The sequence below is a fragment of the Kluyvera genomosp. 2 genome (assembly GCF_036759865.1).
GTDB lineage: Bacteria > Pseudomonadota > Gammaproteobacteria > Enterobacterales > Enterobacteriaceae > Kluyvera > Kluyvera ascorbata_B.
In genome coordinates this window covers 17,300-34,969 of the sequence record NZ_JAPKIA010000027.1, presented here as the reverse complement: position 1 = coordinate 34,969, position 17,670 = coordinate 17,300, and the positions used below count along the sequence as shown (strand labels likewise).

The 17,670-nt window shown below is 57.7% G+C and carries 16 protein-coding genes; 15 read left to right on the top strand and 1 reads right to left on the bottom strand.

The window, feature by feature from the left end; genetic code table 11:
* Positions 1–222 precede the first annotated feature (222 nt).
* From flhD to cheW, 6 genes are all read left to right on the top strand, one after another.
* Positions 223–573: a flagellar transcriptional regulator FlhD gene (gene flhD, locus V6942_RS22355; protein ID WP_197974856.1), complete on the top strand. Its 351-nt coding sequence runs from the start codon at positions 223–225 to the stop codon at positions 571–573.
* The gene (gene flhC, locus V6942_RS22350) at positions 570–1,154 is read left to right on the top strand and encodes a flagellar transcriptional regulator FlhC (RefSeq protein WP_106927835.1); all 585 of its coding nucleotides are present in this window, start codon (positions 570–572) and stop codon (positions 1,152–1,154) included. Before flhD ends, flhC begins: the two co-directional genes overlap by 4 nt.
* Positions 1,155–1,276: 122 nt before the next feature.
* The gene (gene motA / locus V6942_RS22345) at positions 1,277–2,170 is read left to right on the top strand and encodes a flagellar motor stator protein MotA (RefSeq protein ID WP_064544632.1); all 894 of its coding nucleotides are present in this window, start codon (positions 1,277–1,279) and stop codon (positions 2,168–2,170) included.
* Positions 2,167–3,093 carry a flagellar motor protein MotB gene (motB, locus tag V6942_RS22340; RefSeq protein WP_106927833.1) on the top strand — a complete coding sequence of 309 codons (927 nt, stop codon included), beginning with the start codon at positions 2,167–2,169 and terminating at the stop codon, positions 3,091–3,093. The genes motA and motB overlap by 4 nt, the downstream gene beginning before the upstream one ends.
* A gap of 10 nt (positions 3,094–3,103) precedes the next feature.
* Complete coding sequence (cheA, locus tag V6942_RS22335; protein WP_333501823.1) at positions 3,104–5,125, top strand: chemotaxis protein CheA; 2,022 nt, start codon at positions 3,104–3,106, stop codon at positions 5,123–5,125.
* Positions 5,126–5,148: 23 nt separating this feature from the next.
* The gene (cheW, locus tag V6942_RS22330; protein ID WP_106927829.1) at positions 5,149–5,652 is read left to right on the top strand and encodes a chemotaxis protein CheW; all 504 of its coding nucleotides are present in this window, start codon (positions 5,149–5,151) and stop codon (positions 5,650–5,652) included.
* A gap of 88 nt (positions 5,653–5,740) precedes the next feature.
* On the opposite strand, the gene V6942_RS22325 is transcribed toward cheW, so the two are convergent.
* The gene (locus V6942_RS22325; RefSeq protein WP_333501822.1) at positions 5,741–7,003 is read right to left on the bottom strand and encodes a dicarboxylate/amino acid:cation symporter; all 1,263 of its coding nucleotides are present in this window, start codon (positions 7,001–7,003) and stop codon (positions 5,741–5,743) included.
* Between the two features lie 273 nt (positions 7,004–7,276).
* Between V6942_RS22325 and tar the strand changes: the two genes are divergently transcribed.
* The 9 genes from tar to flhE all read left to right on the top strand — a co-directional run bounded on the left by tar (position 7,277) and on the right by flhE (position 17,421).
* On the top strand, positions 7,277–8,929 hold the full coding sequence (tar, locus tag V6942_RS22320; protein WP_333501821.1) for a methyl-accepting chemotaxis protein II: 1,653 nt from the start codon (positions 7,277–7,279) through the stop codon (positions 8,927–8,929).
* Positions 8,930–8,967: 38 nt separating this feature from the next.
* Positions 8,968–10,572, top strand: coding sequence for a methyl-accepting chemotaxis protein (locus V6942_RS22315; protein ID WP_182934400.1), 1,605 nt, complete (start codon positions 8,968–8,970; stop codon positions 10,570–10,572).
* Between the two features lie 23 nt (positions 10,573–10,595).
* Positions 10,596–11,462 carry a protein-glutamate O-methyltransferase CheR gene (gene cheR / locus V6942_RS22310; RefSeq protein WP_182930409.1) on the top strand — a complete coding sequence of 289 codons (867 nt, stop codon included), beginning with the start codon at positions 10,596–10,598 and terminating at the stop codon, positions 11,460–11,462.
* The gene (locus V6942_RS22305; protein ID WP_106927819.1) at positions 11,459–12,508 is read left to right on the top strand and encodes a protein-glutamate methylesterase/protein-glutamine glutaminase; all 1,050 of its coding nucleotides are present in this window, start codon (positions 11,459–11,461) and stop codon (positions 12,506–12,508) included. Before cheR ends, V6942_RS22305 begins: the two co-directional genes overlap by 4 nt.
* A 17-nt stretch (positions 12,509–12,525) precedes the next feature.
* Entirely contained in the window at positions 12,526–12,915 is a 390-nt protein-coding gene (gene cheY, locus V6942_RS22300) for a chemotaxis response regulator CheY (protein WP_064544650.1), read from the top strand.
* A gap of 10 nt (positions 12,916–12,925) precedes the next feature.
* A complete protein-coding gene (gene cheZ / locus V6942_RS22295) occupies positions 12,926–13,570 on the top strand; it encodes a protein phosphatase CheZ (protein ID WP_106927817.1) in 645 nt (214 codons plus the stop codon).
* A gap of 227 nt (positions 13,571–13,797) precedes the next feature.
* On the top strand, positions 13,798–14,952 hold the full coding sequence (gene flhB, locus V6942_RS22290; RefSeq protein ID WP_333501820.1) for a flagellar biosynthesis protein FlhB: 1,155 nt from the start codon (positions 13,798–13,800) through the stop codon (positions 14,950–14,952).
* On the top strand, positions 14,945–17,026 hold the full coding sequence (flhA, locus tag V6942_RS22285) for a flagellar biosynthesis protein FlhA (RefSeq protein WP_106927813.1): 2,082 nt from the start codon (positions 14,945–14,947) through the stop codon (positions 17,024–17,026). Before flhB ends, flhA begins: the two co-directional genes overlap by 8 nt.
* Complete coding sequence (flhE, locus tag V6942_RS22280) at positions 17,026–17,421, top strand: flagellar protein FlhE (RefSeq protein ID WP_182967653.1); 396 nt, start codon at positions 17,026–17,028, stop codon at positions 17,419–17,421. The genes flhA and flhE overlap by 1 nt, the downstream gene beginning before the upstream one ends.
* Positions 17,422–17,670: the final 249 nt, after the last annotated feature.

Genomic DNA, 17,670 nt, shown 5'->3' with positions numbered 1-17,670 from the left:
TTAATCAGCGAGTCAGCTTGGGAAGAAATGACCTGCTTATTCGCACCTTCCTTAGATGTGTCGGGCCATGCGGTCAGAACGTTACCCGGCAACGAGACAGAAGATTCACCTAATCGGCTATGCATTTCGACCGATTTTTTTTTATCGGGCCTTGCCCGACGACATCACGGGGTATGCGGATTGTCCGCATAAAGTACTAATTGGTTATTCGGGATGGGGAAAATGCATACATCCGAGTTGCTAAAGCACATCTATGACATCAACTTGTCTTATTTGCTCCTTGCACAGCGTTTGATCGGTCAGGATAAGGCTTCAGCCATGTTCCGCCTCGGTATTAACGAGGATATGGCGAAAGTCCTCGGGGAACTGACGCTCCCCCAGATGGTGAAGCTGGCCGAAACAAATCAATTGGTCTGCCAGTTCCGTTTTGATGATTCCCAGACCATCACCCGCCTGACGCAAGAATCACGCGTTGACGATTTACAGCAAATCCATACCGGTATTCTGCTGTCCACCCGACTGCTGAATCAGGCCAGTAACTCAGGCGAACCTGCCCGTAAGAAAAGGGCCTGACGATGAGCGAAAAAAGCATTGTTCAGGAAGCCCGCGATATTCAGCTTGCGATGGAGCTGATTACTCTGGGCGCTCGTTTGCAGATGCTGGAAAGCGAAACTCAGCTCAGCCGTGGTCGGCTGATTAAGCTCTATAAAGAACTTCGCGGCAGCCCGCCGCCGAAGGGAATGCTACCGTTTTCCACGGACTGGTTTATGACATGGGAGCAAAATATCCACTCTTCCATGTTCTGCAATGCCTGGCAGTTCTTACTCAAAAGTGGGCAATGTTCTGGCGTTGACGCCGTGATCAAAGCCTACCGTCTGTATCTTGAGCAGTGCCCGCAACAGGATGCCGGGCCGCTGCTGGCCCTGACGCGCGCGTGGACGTTAGTTCGCTTCGTGGAAAGCGGCATGCTCGAACTCTCCAGCTGCCATTCCTGCGGCGGTAACTTCATTACCCACGCTCATCAGCCCGTTGGCAGCTTTGTATGCAGCTTGTGCCAGCCGCCATCTCGTGCCGTAAAAAGACGTAAACTTTCCGAGGATCTTGCCGATAGTAATCCACAACTGCTGGATGAACAGATAGGGCAAGCTGTTTAACCTCACACGGTGTGGACAAAACACTCCAGCAGCGGCCTTAGGGCCGCTGCTTTTTTTTACCCGTGCGTTGGTGACATTGCTCATCTGTCTCCTCTCTTAGTCAACAGTGGAAGGATGATAGCGTGCTTATCTTAATAGGTTACCTGGTTGTTTTGGGGACAGTTTTCGGCGGCTACATGATGACCGGCGGACACCTTGGAGCACTGTATCAACCGGCCGAGCTGGTTATTATCGGCGGGGCGGGGGTTGGCGCTTTTATCGTGGGCAACAACGGCAAGGCTATCAAAGGCACGTTGAAAGCGCTGCCTTTGCTGTTCCGTCGCTCGAAATACACCAAAACGATGTATATGGATTTGCTGGCGCTGCTGTATCGCCTGATGGCGAAGTCGCGTCAGCAGGGGATGTTCTCGCTCGAGCGTGATATTGAAAACCCGAAAGAGAGCGAAATTTTTGCCAGCTATCCGCGCATTCTCGCCGACACGGTGATGCTGGAATTTATCGTCGATTATCTGCGCCTGATCATCAGCGGCAACATGAACACCTTCGAAATTGAAGCGCTGATGGATGAAGAGATTGAAACCCACGAAAGCGAAAGCGAAGTGCCGGCCAACAGCCTGGCGCTGGTGGGCGACTCACTGCCGGCATTCGGCATCGTGGCGGCGGTTATGGGGGTAGTGCACGCATTAGGTTCTGCCGACCGTCCGGCGGCGGAGCTGGGGGCGCTGATTGCCCACGCGATGGTCGGTACCTTCCTCGGGATCCTGTTGGCCTACGGTTTTGTCTCGCCGCTGGCCAGCGTGCTGCGCCAGAAGAGCGCGGAAACCACCAAAATGATGCAGTGCGTGAAAATTACGCTGCTGTCGAATCTGAACGGCTATGCACCGCCGATCGCCGTTGAGTTCGGTCGTAAAACGCTCTACACCAGCGAACGTCCGTCGTTTATTGAGCTTGAAGAACACGTCCGCGCGGTGCGCAACCCGGCGGGGCAACAGCAAACGACCACCGAGGACGCATGAAGAACCAATCGCATCCGATTGTCGTCGTCAAACGGCGCAAACATAAATCTCACGGCAGCGCCCACGGCTCGTGGAAAATTGCCTATGCCGATTTTATGACGGCGATGATGGCGTTTTTTCTGGTGATGTGGCTGATTTCCATCTCCAGCCCGAAAGAGCTGATTCAGATAGCCGAATACTTCCGTACGCCGCTGGCAACCGCCATCACCGGCGGTCAGCGGATGGCCAGCAGCGACAGCCCGATTCCCGGCGGCGGTGATGATGTCACCCAGCAGCAGGGCGAGGTGCACAAGCAGCCAACGATTGATGATCTGAAAAAACGCATGGAAACCAACCGGCTGAAGCGCATACGCGGCGAGCTGGACCAGCTTATTGAAGCCGATCCGAAGCTGCGCGCGCTGCGCCCGCATCTGAAGATCGATCTCGTGCAGGAGGGGCTGCGAATTCAGATTATCGACAGCCAGAACCGGCCGATGTTTAAAACCGGCAGCGCAGAGGTAGAACCGTATATGCGCGATATCCTGCGGGCGATTGCGCCAGTACTGAATGAAATTCCCAATAAAGTCAGCCTCTCCGGGCATACGGATGATTATCCGTATGCCACCGGCGAACGGGGCTACAGCAACTGGGAGCTGTCGGCGGATCGCGCCAACGCGTCGCGTCGCGAGCTGGTTGCCGGCGGGCTGGATGACGGCAAAGTCTTACGCGTCATCGGGATGTCTAACTCGATGCGCCTATCAGAGCACGGCGGCAACGATGCGATTAACCGTCGCATCAGCCTGCTGGTGCTCAATAACCAGGCTGAGCAGGCCATTCTCCATGAGAATGCCGAGAGCCAGAATGAACCCTTAAGCGTTTTACAGCCGCCGACAAACTCGTCACCGGCGGCCGGTACGACGACGCCACAACCCGACTCGAGGTGATAGCGTGAGCATGGATATCAGCGATTTTTATCAAACATTTTTTGATGAGGCCGACGAGCTGTTGGCCGACATGGAACAGCATCTGCTGGATCTGGTGGTGGATGACCCTGACGCTGAACAGCTGAATGCCATTTTCCGCGCAGCGCACTCCATCAAGGGTGGCGCGGGGACCTTTGGCTTTTCCGTTCTTCAGGAAACCACTCACCTGATGGAGAACCTGCTGGATGACGCCCGTCGCGGGGAAATGAAGCTCAGCACCGATATTATCAACCTGTTTTTGGAAACCAAAGATATTATGCAGGAACAGCTCGACGCCTATAAAAGCTCCACCGATCCGGATGCAGCCAGCTTCGAATACATCTGCAATGCGCTGCGTCAGCTGGCGCTTGAGGCAAAAGGCGAAAGCGTTCCGCCGGTGGCCGGCAGCGCCCATTTGAGCGTGGTCGACAATCACGTGCAGGAAGAAGAGGCCGTGATTGAGGCCGCCGATGCCGCGGGGAAAACGCAGATTACGCTTTCCCGTCTGAAGGCCGGTGAGCCGGATATGCTGGAAGAGGAGTTGGGGAACCTGGCGACCCTAAGCCAGGTGCAAAAAACGGCCGACTCTCTGACCGCGGTGCTCGACAGCAGCGTAGATCCGGACGATATCGTCGCGGTGCTGTGCTTCGTCATTGAAGCCGATCAAATAGCCTTCAGCACCGTCTCGACGCCCGAAGCGGTCGTGCCCGCGACGCCGCCGGCGGTAGACGCGGTGGTGCCTGCGCGAGTGGCCGCTGCGCCCGTGGCGCTGGTTTCCGCCGCCGCACCGCGCGTTGAGCGTGAAAAACCGGCTGCGCGCAGCAGCGAGTCAACCAGCATTCGCGTGGCGGTTGAAAAGGTCGATCAGCTGATTAACCTGGTGGGTGAGCTGGTCATTACCCAGTCGATGCTGGCCCAGCGTTCCAACGCGCTCGATCCGGTTTCGCACGGTGATCTGATCACCAGCATGGGGCAGCTTCAGCGCAACGCGCGCGATCTGCAAGAGTCGGTGATGTCTATCCGCATGATGCCGATGGAGTATGTGTTCAGCCGCTTCCCGCGGCTGGTGCGCGATCTGGCCGGCAAACTCGGCAAGCAGGTAGAGCTGACGCTGATGGGCAGCTCTACCGAACTCGATAAGAGTCTGATTGAACGCATTATCGATCCGTTAACCCACCTGGTTCGTAACAGCCTCGACCACGGTATTGAACTGCCGGAAACGCGGCTGGCGGCGGGAAAATCCGCCGTGGGCAACCTGATTCTTTCCGCCGAACATCAGGGCGGTAATATTTGCATCGAAGTCACCGACGACGGCGCGGGGCTGAACCGCGAACGTATTTTGGCCAAGGCGCTGTCGCAGGGGATGGCGGTCAGCGAGAGCATGACCGATGAAGAAGTCGGCATGCTGATTTTCGCGCCGGGCTTCTCAACCGCTGAGCAGGTAACCGACGTCTCCGGGCGCGGCGTTGGCATGGACGTGGTGAAGCGAAATATCCAGGAGATGGGTGGCCACGTTGAAATTAAGTCTAAACAGGGCGCAGGCACCACCATCCGCATTTTGCTGCCGCTGACGCTGGCGATCCTCGATGGCATGTCGGTGAAGGTCAACGAAGAGGTGTTTATCCTGCCGCTCAATGCGGTGATGGAGTCGCTGCAGCCGCGCGAAGAGGATCTGCACCCGCTGGCGGGCGGTGAGCGTGTGCTGGAAGTGCGCGGTGAATACCTGCCGCTGGTTGAACTGTGGAAAGCCTTCGATGTGCAGGGAGCGAAAACCGAAGCCACGCAGGGGATTGTGGTCATCCTGCAAAGCGCGGGCCGCCGCTATGCGCTGCTGGTCGATCAGCTGATTGGTCAGCACCAGGTGGTGGTGAAAAACCTGGAAAGCAACTATCGCAAAGTGCCGGGCATCTCGGCGGCGACCATTCTTGGCGACGGTAGCGTCGCGCTGATTGTTGACGTCTCGGCACTGCAGGGACTGAATCGTGATAAACGTCTGGCGAACACAGCCGCCTGAAACGCAGAGAAAAGGTAGAAAACATGACCGGTATGACGAATGTAACAAAGCTGGCGGGTGAACCGACAGGGCAGGAATTCCTGGTATTTACGCTGGGTAACGAAGAGTACGGCATCGATATTCTGAAGGTGCAGGAGATTCGCGGTTACGATCAGGTCACGCGCATTGCTAACACGCCCGCGTTTATAAAAGGGGTCACCAACCTGCGCGGCGTGATTGTGCCGATTGTTGACCTGCGGGTGAAGTTCAGCCAGGAAGACGTGGAATATAACGATAACACGGTCGTGATCGTGCTGAATCTCGGCCAGCGCGTGGTGGGTATTGTGGTCGACGGCGTTTCTGACGTGCTGTCGCTGGCGGCGGAGCAGATTCGTCCGGCGCCGGAGTTTGCCGTGACCCTCTCTACCGAATATCTCACCGGGCTGGGCGCGCTGGGCGATCGCATGCTGATTCTGGTCAATATTGAGAAGCTGCTCAACAGTGAAGAGATGGCGCTGCTGGACAGCGCAACGATTCACGCCGCCTGATGAGAGACGGGCCCGTCGTATTGTGACGACAGGCCCGTTGCTTGCTACACGGCGATTATCCAGCCAGACCCTGAGGTCTGGCTTTTATTTACCCGTTCTGCTGTACCACCTGCGGCTCTTCCTGCGCCAGCAGGCCTTCATTCTGCGACAGCATGGCCGTCGCGACGCCGTTGCCGAGCACGTTAATCGCCGAACGTCCCATATCGAGGAAATGGTCAATCCCCATCAGCAGCAGGATGCCCGCGACCGGAATATTGAAGCTTGGGATGGTGGCTGCCAGCACGACCAGCGCCGAGCGCGGTACCCCGGCAATTCCTTTCGATGCCAGCATCAGCGTCAACATCAGTACCGCAATCTCAGAGAAGCTGAGGTGGATGTTATACGCCTGAGCAATAAACATTGAGGCGAAGGAACAGTAGACCATCGAGCCCACCAGGTTAAAGGAATAGCCGATCGGCAGCACGAAGGACACGATATTGCGTGAGCAGCCAAATTTGGTCAGCTGTTCGAGCGTTTTCGGGTAGGCGGCTTCTGAGCTGCTGGTGGTAAAGGCCACCAGTACCGGATCTTTGAGCATGCTGAGCAGGCGGAAGACTTCTTTTTTCAACACCATATAGCCGATAGCCACCAGTACGCAGCAGGTCAGCACGATAGCCACATAGTAGCCGCCGATAAACGAGGCATAGTTAAGCAAAATGCCCAGCCCTTCGGTTGCAATGACCGACGAGATGGCGGCAAAAATGGCCAGCGGCGCAACGTACATCACGTAACTGGTCACCTTCAGCATAATGTGGGAGACCACGTCCAGCGCGGCAACCAACGGTGCGTTGAACTTCTGACCGAGCGACGCGCCGCCGATGCCGAAGAACATCGAGAACACCACGATTTGCAAAATCTCGTTATCGGCCATCGCGCCGACGATGCTGGTCGGGATGGTATGCGACAAGAAGCCTTTCAGGCTCATACCGCTGACGGCCAGACCGGTGTCGACCGTATCTTTCGGTATCGCCAGATTCAGGCCCGCGCCCGGATGCTGTAGGGTGACGATAAACAGCCCCACCAGAATCGACAGCACCGATGAGCTGATAAACCAGACCATGGCCTTACCGCCGACGCGGCCAATGGTAGACGTTTCGCCAAGCTTCATGATGCCGACCGTCAGGGTGCTGAACACCAGCGGTGCAATCACCATTTTAATGAGTCGGAGGAAAATGTCAGTCAGGAGAGTGATGTTGCTGGACCAGACTTCGATAGTCTGAGTTGATGCATAAGAATGGATCATTGCGCCGGTGAGAATCCCCGCCAGCATAAAAATCACGATAAAAACCGTGAGTTTGTTTGCGTTTGCCACAAAAAATACCCCGTCAGATTACGAATATGCCCTGCGATGAAAAATGATTTTTTAGTTATGTAATGTCATCAATTCATTCACTACATAAATTGTATGAAAGCGGGGGGATTTACAACTTTTTTTTATATTTTATAAAAAGCGTTGTGATTCAGTGACTCGCCGGCGCTGCGCTTTCGTGCCCGTGAGGACGGACGATTTTTACCCCGCGCGCGCATAAAGTTTCTATTTGGGATGCCGATAACACCGAATAACAAGTCATAGAGAAGGTGTTGTATGTTAAACCGTATCCGCGTTGTCACGCTGCTGATGTTGGTGCTGGTCGTCTTCGCACTTTTGCAGTTGGTCTCCGGAGGATTTCTGTTCTCCTCGCTCCAGCAAAACCAACAAAGCTTTGCGCAATCTAACACTCTTCGTACGCAACAGGCTGAACTCACCAAAGCGTGGGATCTGCTGCTGCAAACCCGCATCAACCTGAGCCGGTCCTCGGCGCGGATGATGATGGACGCCACTAATCAGCAGAGCAGCGCCAAAACTGAACTGCTGAAGAATGCGCGCACCACGCTTGCGCAGGCGGACAGCCATTTTGCTCGCTTCAACGCGCTGCCGGCGCAGGCTGAAATGCACGATGCCAGCGCCCAGGTGAGCGCCGCATATCAACGTTATTTTGCTGCGTTACAGGAGCTGGTGGGCTTCCTGGAGGCCGGCAATATGGACGCCTATTTTGCCCAGCCGACGCAGGGGATGCAGAACGCGATGGGCGAAGCCATGAACCAGTACGCTTCGCAAAGCGAAGCGCTCTACCAGCGCGCCTTTACCACCAGCAGCAGCGACTACCAGATAGCTCGCTGGCAGCTGGCGATTCTGGCCGTGGTGCTGGTGATTGTGGTGGTCGGCGCCTGGTTTGGTATTCGCGCCATTTTACTTAAGCCGCTGGCTGCGGTAATGGGGCACATCCGGCAGATTGCCGCCGGGGATCTGACGCCGCGTCTGAGCCTGCGCGGGCGCAACGAAATTACCGAACTGGCTGACACCGTGACGCATATGCAGAGCTCGCTGATTGATACGGTGACCCATGTGCGTGAAGGGGCGGTGGCTATCTATCACGGCACCAGCGAAATTGCGGCGGGCAATAACGACCTGTCTTCTCGCACCGAGCAACAGTCGGCTGCGCTGGAAGAAACGGCGGCCAGCATGGAACAGCTGACGGCTACGGTGAAACAGAACGCCGAAAATGCCCGTCAGGCATCCCATCTGGCACAGAGCGCTTCCGAGACCGCTCTGCACGGCGGCAGCGTCGTCAACGGCGTGGTCAACACCATGCACGAGATTGCCGCCAGCTCGCAAAAAATTTCCGACATTACCGGCGTCATTGACGGCATTGCTTTCCAGACCAACATTCTGGCGCTGAACGCTGCCGTCGAAGCGGCGCGTGCGGGCGAACAGGGACGCGGTTTTGCGGTGGTGGCCGGTGAGGTACGTAACCTCGCCAGCCGCAGCGCACAGGCGGCAAAAGAGATCAAAGCGCTGATTGAAGACTCGGTCTCCCGCGTCGAAACCGGCTCCGCGCAGGTGGAAACCGCTGGGGAAACGATGACCGATATCGTTAATGCGGTGACGCGCGTGACCGACATCATGGGCGAAATCGCCTCGGCCTCTGACGAGCAGAGCCGCGGTATCGACCAGGTGGCGATCGCGGTTGCCGAGATGGACAGCGTCACGCAGCAAAACGCCTCGTTGGTGGAAGAGTCCGCCTCGGCCGCCGCGGCGCTGGAAGAGCAGGCTGAGCGCCTGAATCAGGCCGTCGCCGCCTTTCGTTTAAACGCTGCCGCGCACAGCAGCGCGCCAGCGTCGGCACCGGCGGCGCGCGCGTTGGTCGCTAACAAACGCCAGGCGTCGGTCGCCGAAAGCAACTGGGAAACCTTTTAATTTTATCCGCGGTCCAGGCCGCCTTTAGGAGTGTGGTGATGCTTTATCGTATTCGAATCTCTACCACGTTGTTTCTGATTTTAATTATCTGCGGCATTTTGCAGATTGGCAGTAACGGACTCTCTTTCTGGGCCTTTCGCGACGGACAAAACAACATTTATCAGGTTGAACAAAGCAGCCAGCAGCTGAACACACTGACGGAATCGCGCGCTGCGATGCTGCAGGCCAGCACCATGCTGAACAAAGCGGGCACCCTGACGGCGCTGAGCTATCCGCCTGGTGAAGTGCGCAGCATGATCGACGACGTCAAACAGAATCTCTCGCAGGGCGATGCGCTGTTTAAGGGGTTTATGGCGCTGCCGTTGATGAGTGAGCACGACAAAACGCTACAGGCGGCAACCGCAACGGCGTTTACCAACTGGCACGAGATGCTGGCGCATCAGGTCGCCTGGCTTGAGAACAACCAGCTGGCGGAGTTTGTCGCCGCACCGGTACAAAAAACCCAGGATCAGTTTGACGGTGAGTACCAGAACTGGCGTAAGAACATTGACGGCTACGTTGCTGCCGCCGAACGTGAAAGTCAGAGCGATTACACGCGCTCGACGATGATGTTTATGGCGATGGTCGTCATTTCCGTACTCATTACCGTGGGTGCGCTGTGGTGGGTTCGCCATATGGTGGTGCGACCGCTGGCGATTATCAGCCACCACTTTGAAAGCATTGCGAAAGGCAACCTGGCGCGTCCGATTGCGGTCTACGGCAAGAACGAAATCAGCGCCATCTTTGCCGGGCTGAAGGCCATGCAGCACTCGCTGCGTGACACCGTCAGGGAAGTGCGTCAGGGCAGCTACGCCATGCACACCGGGATCTCGGAAATTGCCGCAGGCAACAACGATCTGTCTGCGCGGACTGAACAGCAGGCGGCCTCGCTGGCGGAAACGGCGGCCAGCATGGAACAGCTGACCGCAACGGTAAGCCAGAACGCCGACAACGCCCGCCAGGCGTCTCACCTCGCGCACGGCGCGGCAGATACCGCCAAGCGCGGCGGAGAACAGGCAAATCATGTGGCGCAGACGATGCATAACATTGCCACCAGCTCGAAGAAAATCAGCGACATTATTAGCGTTATTGACGGTATTGCCTTCCAGACCAATATTCTGGCGCTGAACGCCGCCGTGGAGGCTGCGCGTGCCGGTGAGCAGGGTCGCGGTTTTGCCGTGGTAGCCGGGGAGGTGCGCAACCTCGCCAGCCGCAGCGCCCAGGCGGCGAAAGAAATTAAAGTGCTGATCGAAGAGTCGGTTGCCCGCGTACAGGAAGGTTCCACGCTGGTGGAAACCTCGGCCAGTACGATGAGTGAGATCGTGCAGTCGGTGACCCGAGTGAACGACATCATGGGCGAAATTGCTTCCGCCTCGGATGAACAACGCCGCGGCATTGAACAGGTGGCGCAGGCGGTCAGCCAGATGGATCAGGTGACGCAGCAAAACGCCGCGCTGGTGGAAGAGGGGGCCGCGGCCACCGAACAGCTGGCCGGGCAGGCCGATCGCTTAACGACCGTGGTTTCCGTATTTGAACTTGAAGAAGTGAAGGCGGCGGTGGCGCGTGAAAACGTTACGCCGGCCGCGATACCCGCTGTTTCCTGAATGATGTGATGTAAGAAGGCGCTATGACTGTATCTCTGCCAAATGGGCAATCGCAATTACTGAGCCAGCTGACGCAGCGCCTGACGCTCACCGACGCGCAGTTTCGTCGGATATGTCAACTGATCTACCAGCGCGCCGGGATCGTGCTGGCCGATCACAAGCGTGACATGGTTTACAACCGTCTGGTGCGGCGTCTGCGGACGCTGAACCTGGATGATTTTGGTCATTACCTGGGGCAACTGGAGGCCAACGGCGACAGCGCGGAATGGCAGGCGTTTATTAACTCGCTGACCACCAACCTGACGGCGTTCTTCCGCGAGGCGCACCACTTTCCGACGCTCGCCGAACATGCCGCGCGTCGGCAGGGGGAGTACCGGGTGTGGAGCGCTGCGGCGTCGACCGGGGAAGAGCCGTACTCCATCGCCATTACCCTGGCCGATACCCTGGGTACCGCGCCGGGCCGCTGGAAAGTGTATGCCAGCGATATCGATACCGAAGTGCTGGAAAAAGCGCAGAGCGGCATTTATCGCATGGACGAGCTGAAAACGCTCTCTCAGCAGCAGCTGCAGCGTTATTTCATGCGCGGGACCGGGCCGCACTCCGGACTGGTCCGGGTGCGTAACGAGCTGGCGAACTACGTGGATTTCAGCACGCTGAACTTGCTCAATACCCACTATAACGTTCCCGGTCCGTTCGATGCGATCTTCTGCCGTAATGTGATGATCTATTTTGATAAAACTACGCAGCAGGAGATCCTCAAGCGTTTTGTGTCCCTGCTGAAACCGGACGGATTATTGTTTGCCGGTCATTCAGAGAACTTTAGCCATCTCTCCCGTGAGTTCAGCCTGCGTGGACAGACGGTCTATGCGCTAAGTAAGGGAAGAGCATGAGTAAAATCAGGGTGTTATCCGTTGATGACTCGGCGCTGATGCGCCAGATCATGACGGAAATCATTAACAGCCACGACGATATGGAAATGGTCGCTACCGCGCCGGATCCGCTGGTGGCGCGCGATCTGATTAAAAAATTCAATCCGGATGTGCTGACGCTGGACGTCGAAATGCCGCGCATGGACGGCCTGGACTTTCTCGAGAAGCTGATGCGCCTGCGGCCGATGCCGGTGGTCATGGTGTCTTCGTTGACCGGTAAAGGCTCGGAGGTAACGCTGCGCGCGCTTGAGCTGGGGGCGGTGGACTTTGTCACCAAACCGCAGTTGGGCATTCGTGAGGGGATGCTGGCCTACAGCGAAACCATTGCTGAGAAGGTGCGCGCCGCCTCGCGTGCGCGCATTAGCGCCCACAAACCGCTGGCCGCGCCGGTGGCGATCAAGTCTGGCCCGCTGCTGAGCTCCGAAAAGCTGATTGCGATCGGTGCGTCAACCGGCGGTACTGAAGCTATTCGTCATGTACTCCAGCCGCTGCCGCTCTCCAGCCCGGCGCTGCTGATCACGCAGCATATGCCGCCGGGCTTTACCCGTTCATTTGCCGAGCGCCTCAATAAGCTGTGCCAAATCACGGTTAAAGAGGCGGAAGACGGCGAGCGCGTCCTGCCGGGTCATGCCTATATTGCGCCGGGCGATAAGCATATGGAGCTGGCGCGCAGCGGGGCGAACTATCAAATCAAAATTCACGACGGGCCGCCGGTTAATCGCCATCGCCCGTCGGTTGATGTGCTGTTTCATTCGGTCGCGAAGCACGCGGGGCGCAACGCCGTAGGGGTGATCCTCACCGGCATGGGCAACGACGGTGCGGCCGGGATGCATGCGATGTACCAGGCCGGAGCCTGGACCATCGCGCAGAATGAAGCCAGTTGTGTGGTGTTCGGCATGCCGCGCGAGGCCATCAATACCGGTGGCGTCAGCGAAGTGGTCGATCTTAGCCAGGTAAGCCAGCAGATGCTGGCGAAAATCAGTGCCGGACAGGCAATACGTATTTGAATCAGGAGTATTATTTTATGGCGGATAAAGAGCTTAAGTTTTTGGTTGTGGATGACTTTTCCACCATGCGTCGTATCGTGCGCAACCTGTTAAAGGAACTGGGATTTAACAACGTTGAAGAGGCAGAAGACGGCGTGGATGCGCTGAATAAACTGCAGGCGGGCGGCTTTGGTTTTGTCATCTCTGACTGGAACATGCCGAACATGGATGGCCTGGAGCTGCTGAAAACGATCCGCGCCGACGGTGGGATGGCGGCAATGCCGGTGCTGATGGTCACGGCAGAAGCGAAGAAAGAGAACATCATTGCCGCCGCGCAGGCCGGGGCCAGCGGATACGTGGTGAAGCCGTTCACTGCGGCGACGCTGGAAGAGAAGCTGAACAAGATCTTCGAGAAACTGGGCATGTGAGGTGACGAACATGATGCATTCTTCCATCAAGCCCGGCGATGACCACTCCGCCGCGGATATTATCAGCCGCATCGGCAATCTGACCCGTATGCTGCGCGATAGCCTGCGCGAGCTGGGGTTGGATCAGGCGATTGCGGAAGCGGCCGAAGCGATACCCGACGCGCGTGACCGTCTGGACTATGTTGTGCAGATGACCGCGCAGGCTGCGGAGCGCGCGCTGAACAGCGTCGAAGCCTCGCAGCCGCATCAGGATGAAATGGAAAAAGGCGCCAAAGCCTTGACCAAGCGCTGGGACGCGTGGTTTGAAAATCCGATTGAATTGTCCGACGCGCGTGAACTGGTGAGCGATACCCGCCAGTATCTTGGCGAGGTGCCGGAGCATACCAGCTTTACGAACGCCCAACTGCTCGAAATCATGATGGCGCAGGATTTCCAGGACCTGACCGGTCAGGTTATCAAGCGCATGATGGACGTTATCCAGGAAATTGAGCGCCAGCTGTTGATGGTGCTGCTGGAGAACATTCCGGAGCAGGGCGCGCGGCCAAAACGCGAAAACGACAGTCTGCTCAACGGGCCGCAGGTTGACACCTCAAAAGCCGGCGTCGTTGCCAGCCAGGATCAGGTGGACGATCTGCTCGATAGCCTGGGCTTCTAATCGCGCTGTCCGGGCCTACCGATAAGCATATCGCCGTAGGCCTGGCAGACGCCAAAAAAAAACACATATCTGTAGGCCGGATAAGGCGTTTACGCCGCTATCCGGCAATATACGCGGATACCCATCAATAAACGCCCGAATTCCTTCACTTTCATTCCGCTATTCGTCCTATTGGCAACGCGCCGCATCGAGATAATACTCGCGACCGTATTTTCGAGAGTGATGCCGTGGCAGAAGAAAGCGACGACGACGACAAAACAGAAGACCCCACACCCCAACGGCTTGAAAAGGCGCGTGAGGAGGGGCAGATCCCGCGTTCCCTCGAGCTGACGTCGCTGCTGATGCTGCTGGTGGGCGTTTGTGTGCTCTGGCTGGGCGGCGAGTCGCTGGCTCGACGGCTGGCGAACCTGCTTTCGGGCGGGCTGCGCTTTGATCACAGCATCGTCAATGACCCCAACCTGATCCTCGGCCAGATTATCCTGCTGCTCAAAGAAGCCATGCTGGCGCTGCTTCCGCTGATTGTCGGGGTGGTGACGGTGGCGCTGGTTGCGCCAATGATGCTCGGCGGCCTGGTGTTCAGCACCAAATCGCTGGCCTTCAAGCTCGATAAGCTCAACCCGCTGCCCGGCATTAAGCGCATGTTTTCGGCGCAGACGGCGGCGGAGCTGAGTAAGGCGATTATGAAAGCGGTGCTGATGGGGACCGTGGCGGGCTTTTTCCTGTGGATGCACTGGCCGCAGATGATGCGTCTGGTCAGCGAATCACCGCTGTCGGCAATAGGTAACGCCCTGAATATGGTAGGCCTGTGCGCGCTACTGGTGGCGATGGGCATCATCCCGATGGTCGGCTTCGACGTTTTCTGGCAGATCCACAGCCATCTGAAAAAGCTGCGTATGTCGCGGCAGGATATTCGCGATGAATTTAAGCAGAGTGAAGGCGACCCGCACGTTAAAGGGCGTATTCGCCAGATGCAGCGTGCGGCGGCACGCCGTCGGATGATGGCCGACGTACCGAAGGCTGACGTGATCGTCAATAACCCGACACACTATTCCGTCGCCCTGCAGTACGACGAAAACAAAATGAGCGCGCCGAAAGTCGTGGCGAAAGGTGCGGGGCTGGTGGCGCTGCGCATTCGTGAAATTGGCGAGGAGAACCGCATTCCGATGCTGGAAGCGCCGCCGCTGGCGCGCGCGCTGTATCGCCATGCCGATATCGGTCAGCAGATCCCCGGCCAGCTGTACGCCGCGGTGGCAGAGGTGCTGGCGTGGGGCTGGCAGCTTAAGCGCTGGCGACTGGCGGGCGGTGCCGCGCCGAAAAAACCGGATAACATAGCGGTGCCTGAGGCACTGGATTTTTTGAACGAGAAGGACTCTGATGGCTAATCTTGTCGCAATGCTGCGCCTCCCCAGCAACCTGAAATCCACCCAGTGGCAGGTGCTTGCCGGGCCGGTGCTGATCCTGCTGATTTTGTCGATGATGGTACTGCCGCTGCCGGCGTTCGTCCTCGACCTGCTGTTTACCTTTAACATTGCGCTGTCCATTATGGTGCTGCTGGTGGCCATGTTCACCCAGCGCACGCTGGAGTTTGCCGCCTTCCCGACCATTCTGCTGTTTACCACGCTGCTGCGTCTGGCGCTGAACGTGGCCTCGACGCGTATTATTTTGATGGACGGACACACCGGCGCGGCGGCGGCGGGGAAGGTGGTTGAAGCGTTTGGCCACTTCCTCGTCGGCGGTAACTTCGCTATCGGCATCGTGGTGTTTATCATCCTCGTTATCATCAACTTTATGGTTATCACCAAAGGTGCCGGGCGTATTGCCGAAGTGGGTGCGCGCTTTGTGCTGGACGGGATGCCGGGTAAGCAGATGGCGATCGACGCCGATCTCAACGCCGGGATCATCGGCGAAGAGGAAGCGAAAAAGCGCCGTTCAGAGGTGACCCAGGAAGCGGACTTCTACGGTTCGATGGACGGTGCCAGTAAGTTTGTGCGCGGCGATGCCATCGCCGGGATTCTGATTATGGTGATCAACGTCATCGGCGGACTGCTGGTAGGGGTGTTACAGCACGGTCTGGATCTGGGCAAAGCGGCGGAATCTTACACCCTGCTGACCATTGGTGACGGCCTGGTGGCGCAGATTCCGGCGCTGGTGATCTCGACCGCGGCGGGCGTCATTGTGACCCGCGTAAGTACCGAGCAGGACGTTGGCGAACAGATGGTCGGCCAGCTGTTTAGCAACCCGCGCGTCATGCTGTTGAGCGCCGGGGTGCTCGGCCTGCTGGGCCTGGTCCCGGGTATGCCGAACCTGGTGTTCCTGCTGTTTACCGCCGCGCTGCTGGGGCTGGCGTGGTGGATCCGTGGGCGTGAGATAAAGGCTCCGGATCAGCCGCAGCCGGTGAAAGCGCCGGAAAATACGTCGCAGGCGGTAGAGGCCACCTGGAGCGATGTGCAGCTGGAAGATACGCTGGGCATGGAAGTGGGCTACCGGCTGATTCCGATGGTTGATTTCCAGCAGGATGGTGAACTGCTCGGGCGCATCCGCAGTATTCGGAAGAAATTTGCGCAAGAAATGGGCTTCCTGCCGCCAGTGGTGCATATTCGCGACAATATGGACCTGTCGCCGGCGCTGTACCGTATTTTACTCAAAGGGGTCGAGATTGGCAGCGGCGAGGCCTACCCTGGCCGTTGGCTGGCGATCAATCCCGGTACCGCAGCGGGTTCACTGCCCGGTGAAGTCACCACCGATCCGGCGTTTGGCCTGGCGGCTATCTGGATTGAAAGCGCGCTGAAAGAGCAGGCGCAGATTCAGGGCTTCACGGTGGTGGAAGCCAGTACCGTGGTGGCGACGCACCTGAATCATCTGATTAGCCTGCACGCTTCGGAACTGTTTGGTCGTCAGGAAGCGCAGCAGTTGCTGGAGCGCGTAACCCAGGAGATGCCGAAGCTGACTGAAGATCTGGTGCCGGGGGTGGTGACGCTGACCACCTTGCATAAAGTGCTGCAAAATCTGCTGGATGAAAAAGTACCGATTCGCGATATGCGTACCATTCTGGAAACGCTGGCTGAACATGCGCCGATCCAGACCGATGCGGGCGAGCTGACGTCGGTGGTGCGCGTGGCCCTCGGCCGGGCGATCACCCAACGCTGGTTCCCGGGTAACGACGAGGTGCAGGTTATCGGGCTGGATACGCCGCTGGAGCGACTGCTGCTGCAAGCCCTACAGGGCGGCGGAGGCCTGGAACCGGGCCTGGCTGACCGTCTGCTGGCGCAGGCGCAGGAGGCTCTGGCGCGTCAGGAAATGCTCGGCGCGCCGCCGGTGCTGCTGGTGAACCACGCGCTGCGTCCTCTGCTGTCGCGCTTCCTGCGTCGCAGCCTGCCACAGCTGGTGGTGTTGTCAAACATGGAGCTGTCCGATAACCGCAACATTCGCATGACGGCGACCATTGGAGGTAAATAATGCGTCGGTGGTTTGCGTTGCTGTTCGTTCTGCCTGGCCTGGCGCAGGCGGCGGGCGAGGGGGCCTGGCAGGACAGCAATATTGGCATCACCCTGAATCACCGCGGAGTTGCCGTATCGTCGCGGCCGCTGACCGCCTCGCAGTCGGTGCAGGGCATGACCACGCGGGTGGTCTGGCGCTATGCGCTGAACGGCCCCGTACCGGCCGGGCTGCGGGTCCGGCTGTGCTCGCTTTCGCGCTGTACGGAGCTGGATGGGCAGAGCGGCAGCACGCTGGCTTTTAGCCAGGTTTCGGCGGCAGAGCCGTTTCGGTTTATCTGGGAAGTGCCGGGCGGTGGGAGATTAATTCCGGCGTTACGGGTACAAAGCATACAAATTATCGTTAACTACCGCTGAAAGCCCTACATTCCTCTTTTCGCCACCGGATTCTGGTGGCGACCTCGCATTTCTGACCCTCACTTTTGATTGTAAAGAAACGTTGTTTTATAAATCAGTGATGCATATGCCACGACTCTTTGCATTTTTGCCAATCAGGCGTTCGCGCTGGCAGAAATAGGAAGGTATCCCTTAACGCATACTTTTACTGTAGCCGTGTCAGTACTCCTTTGTTATCAGCTCTGGCAGGCTGAAGGAGTTCCATAATAA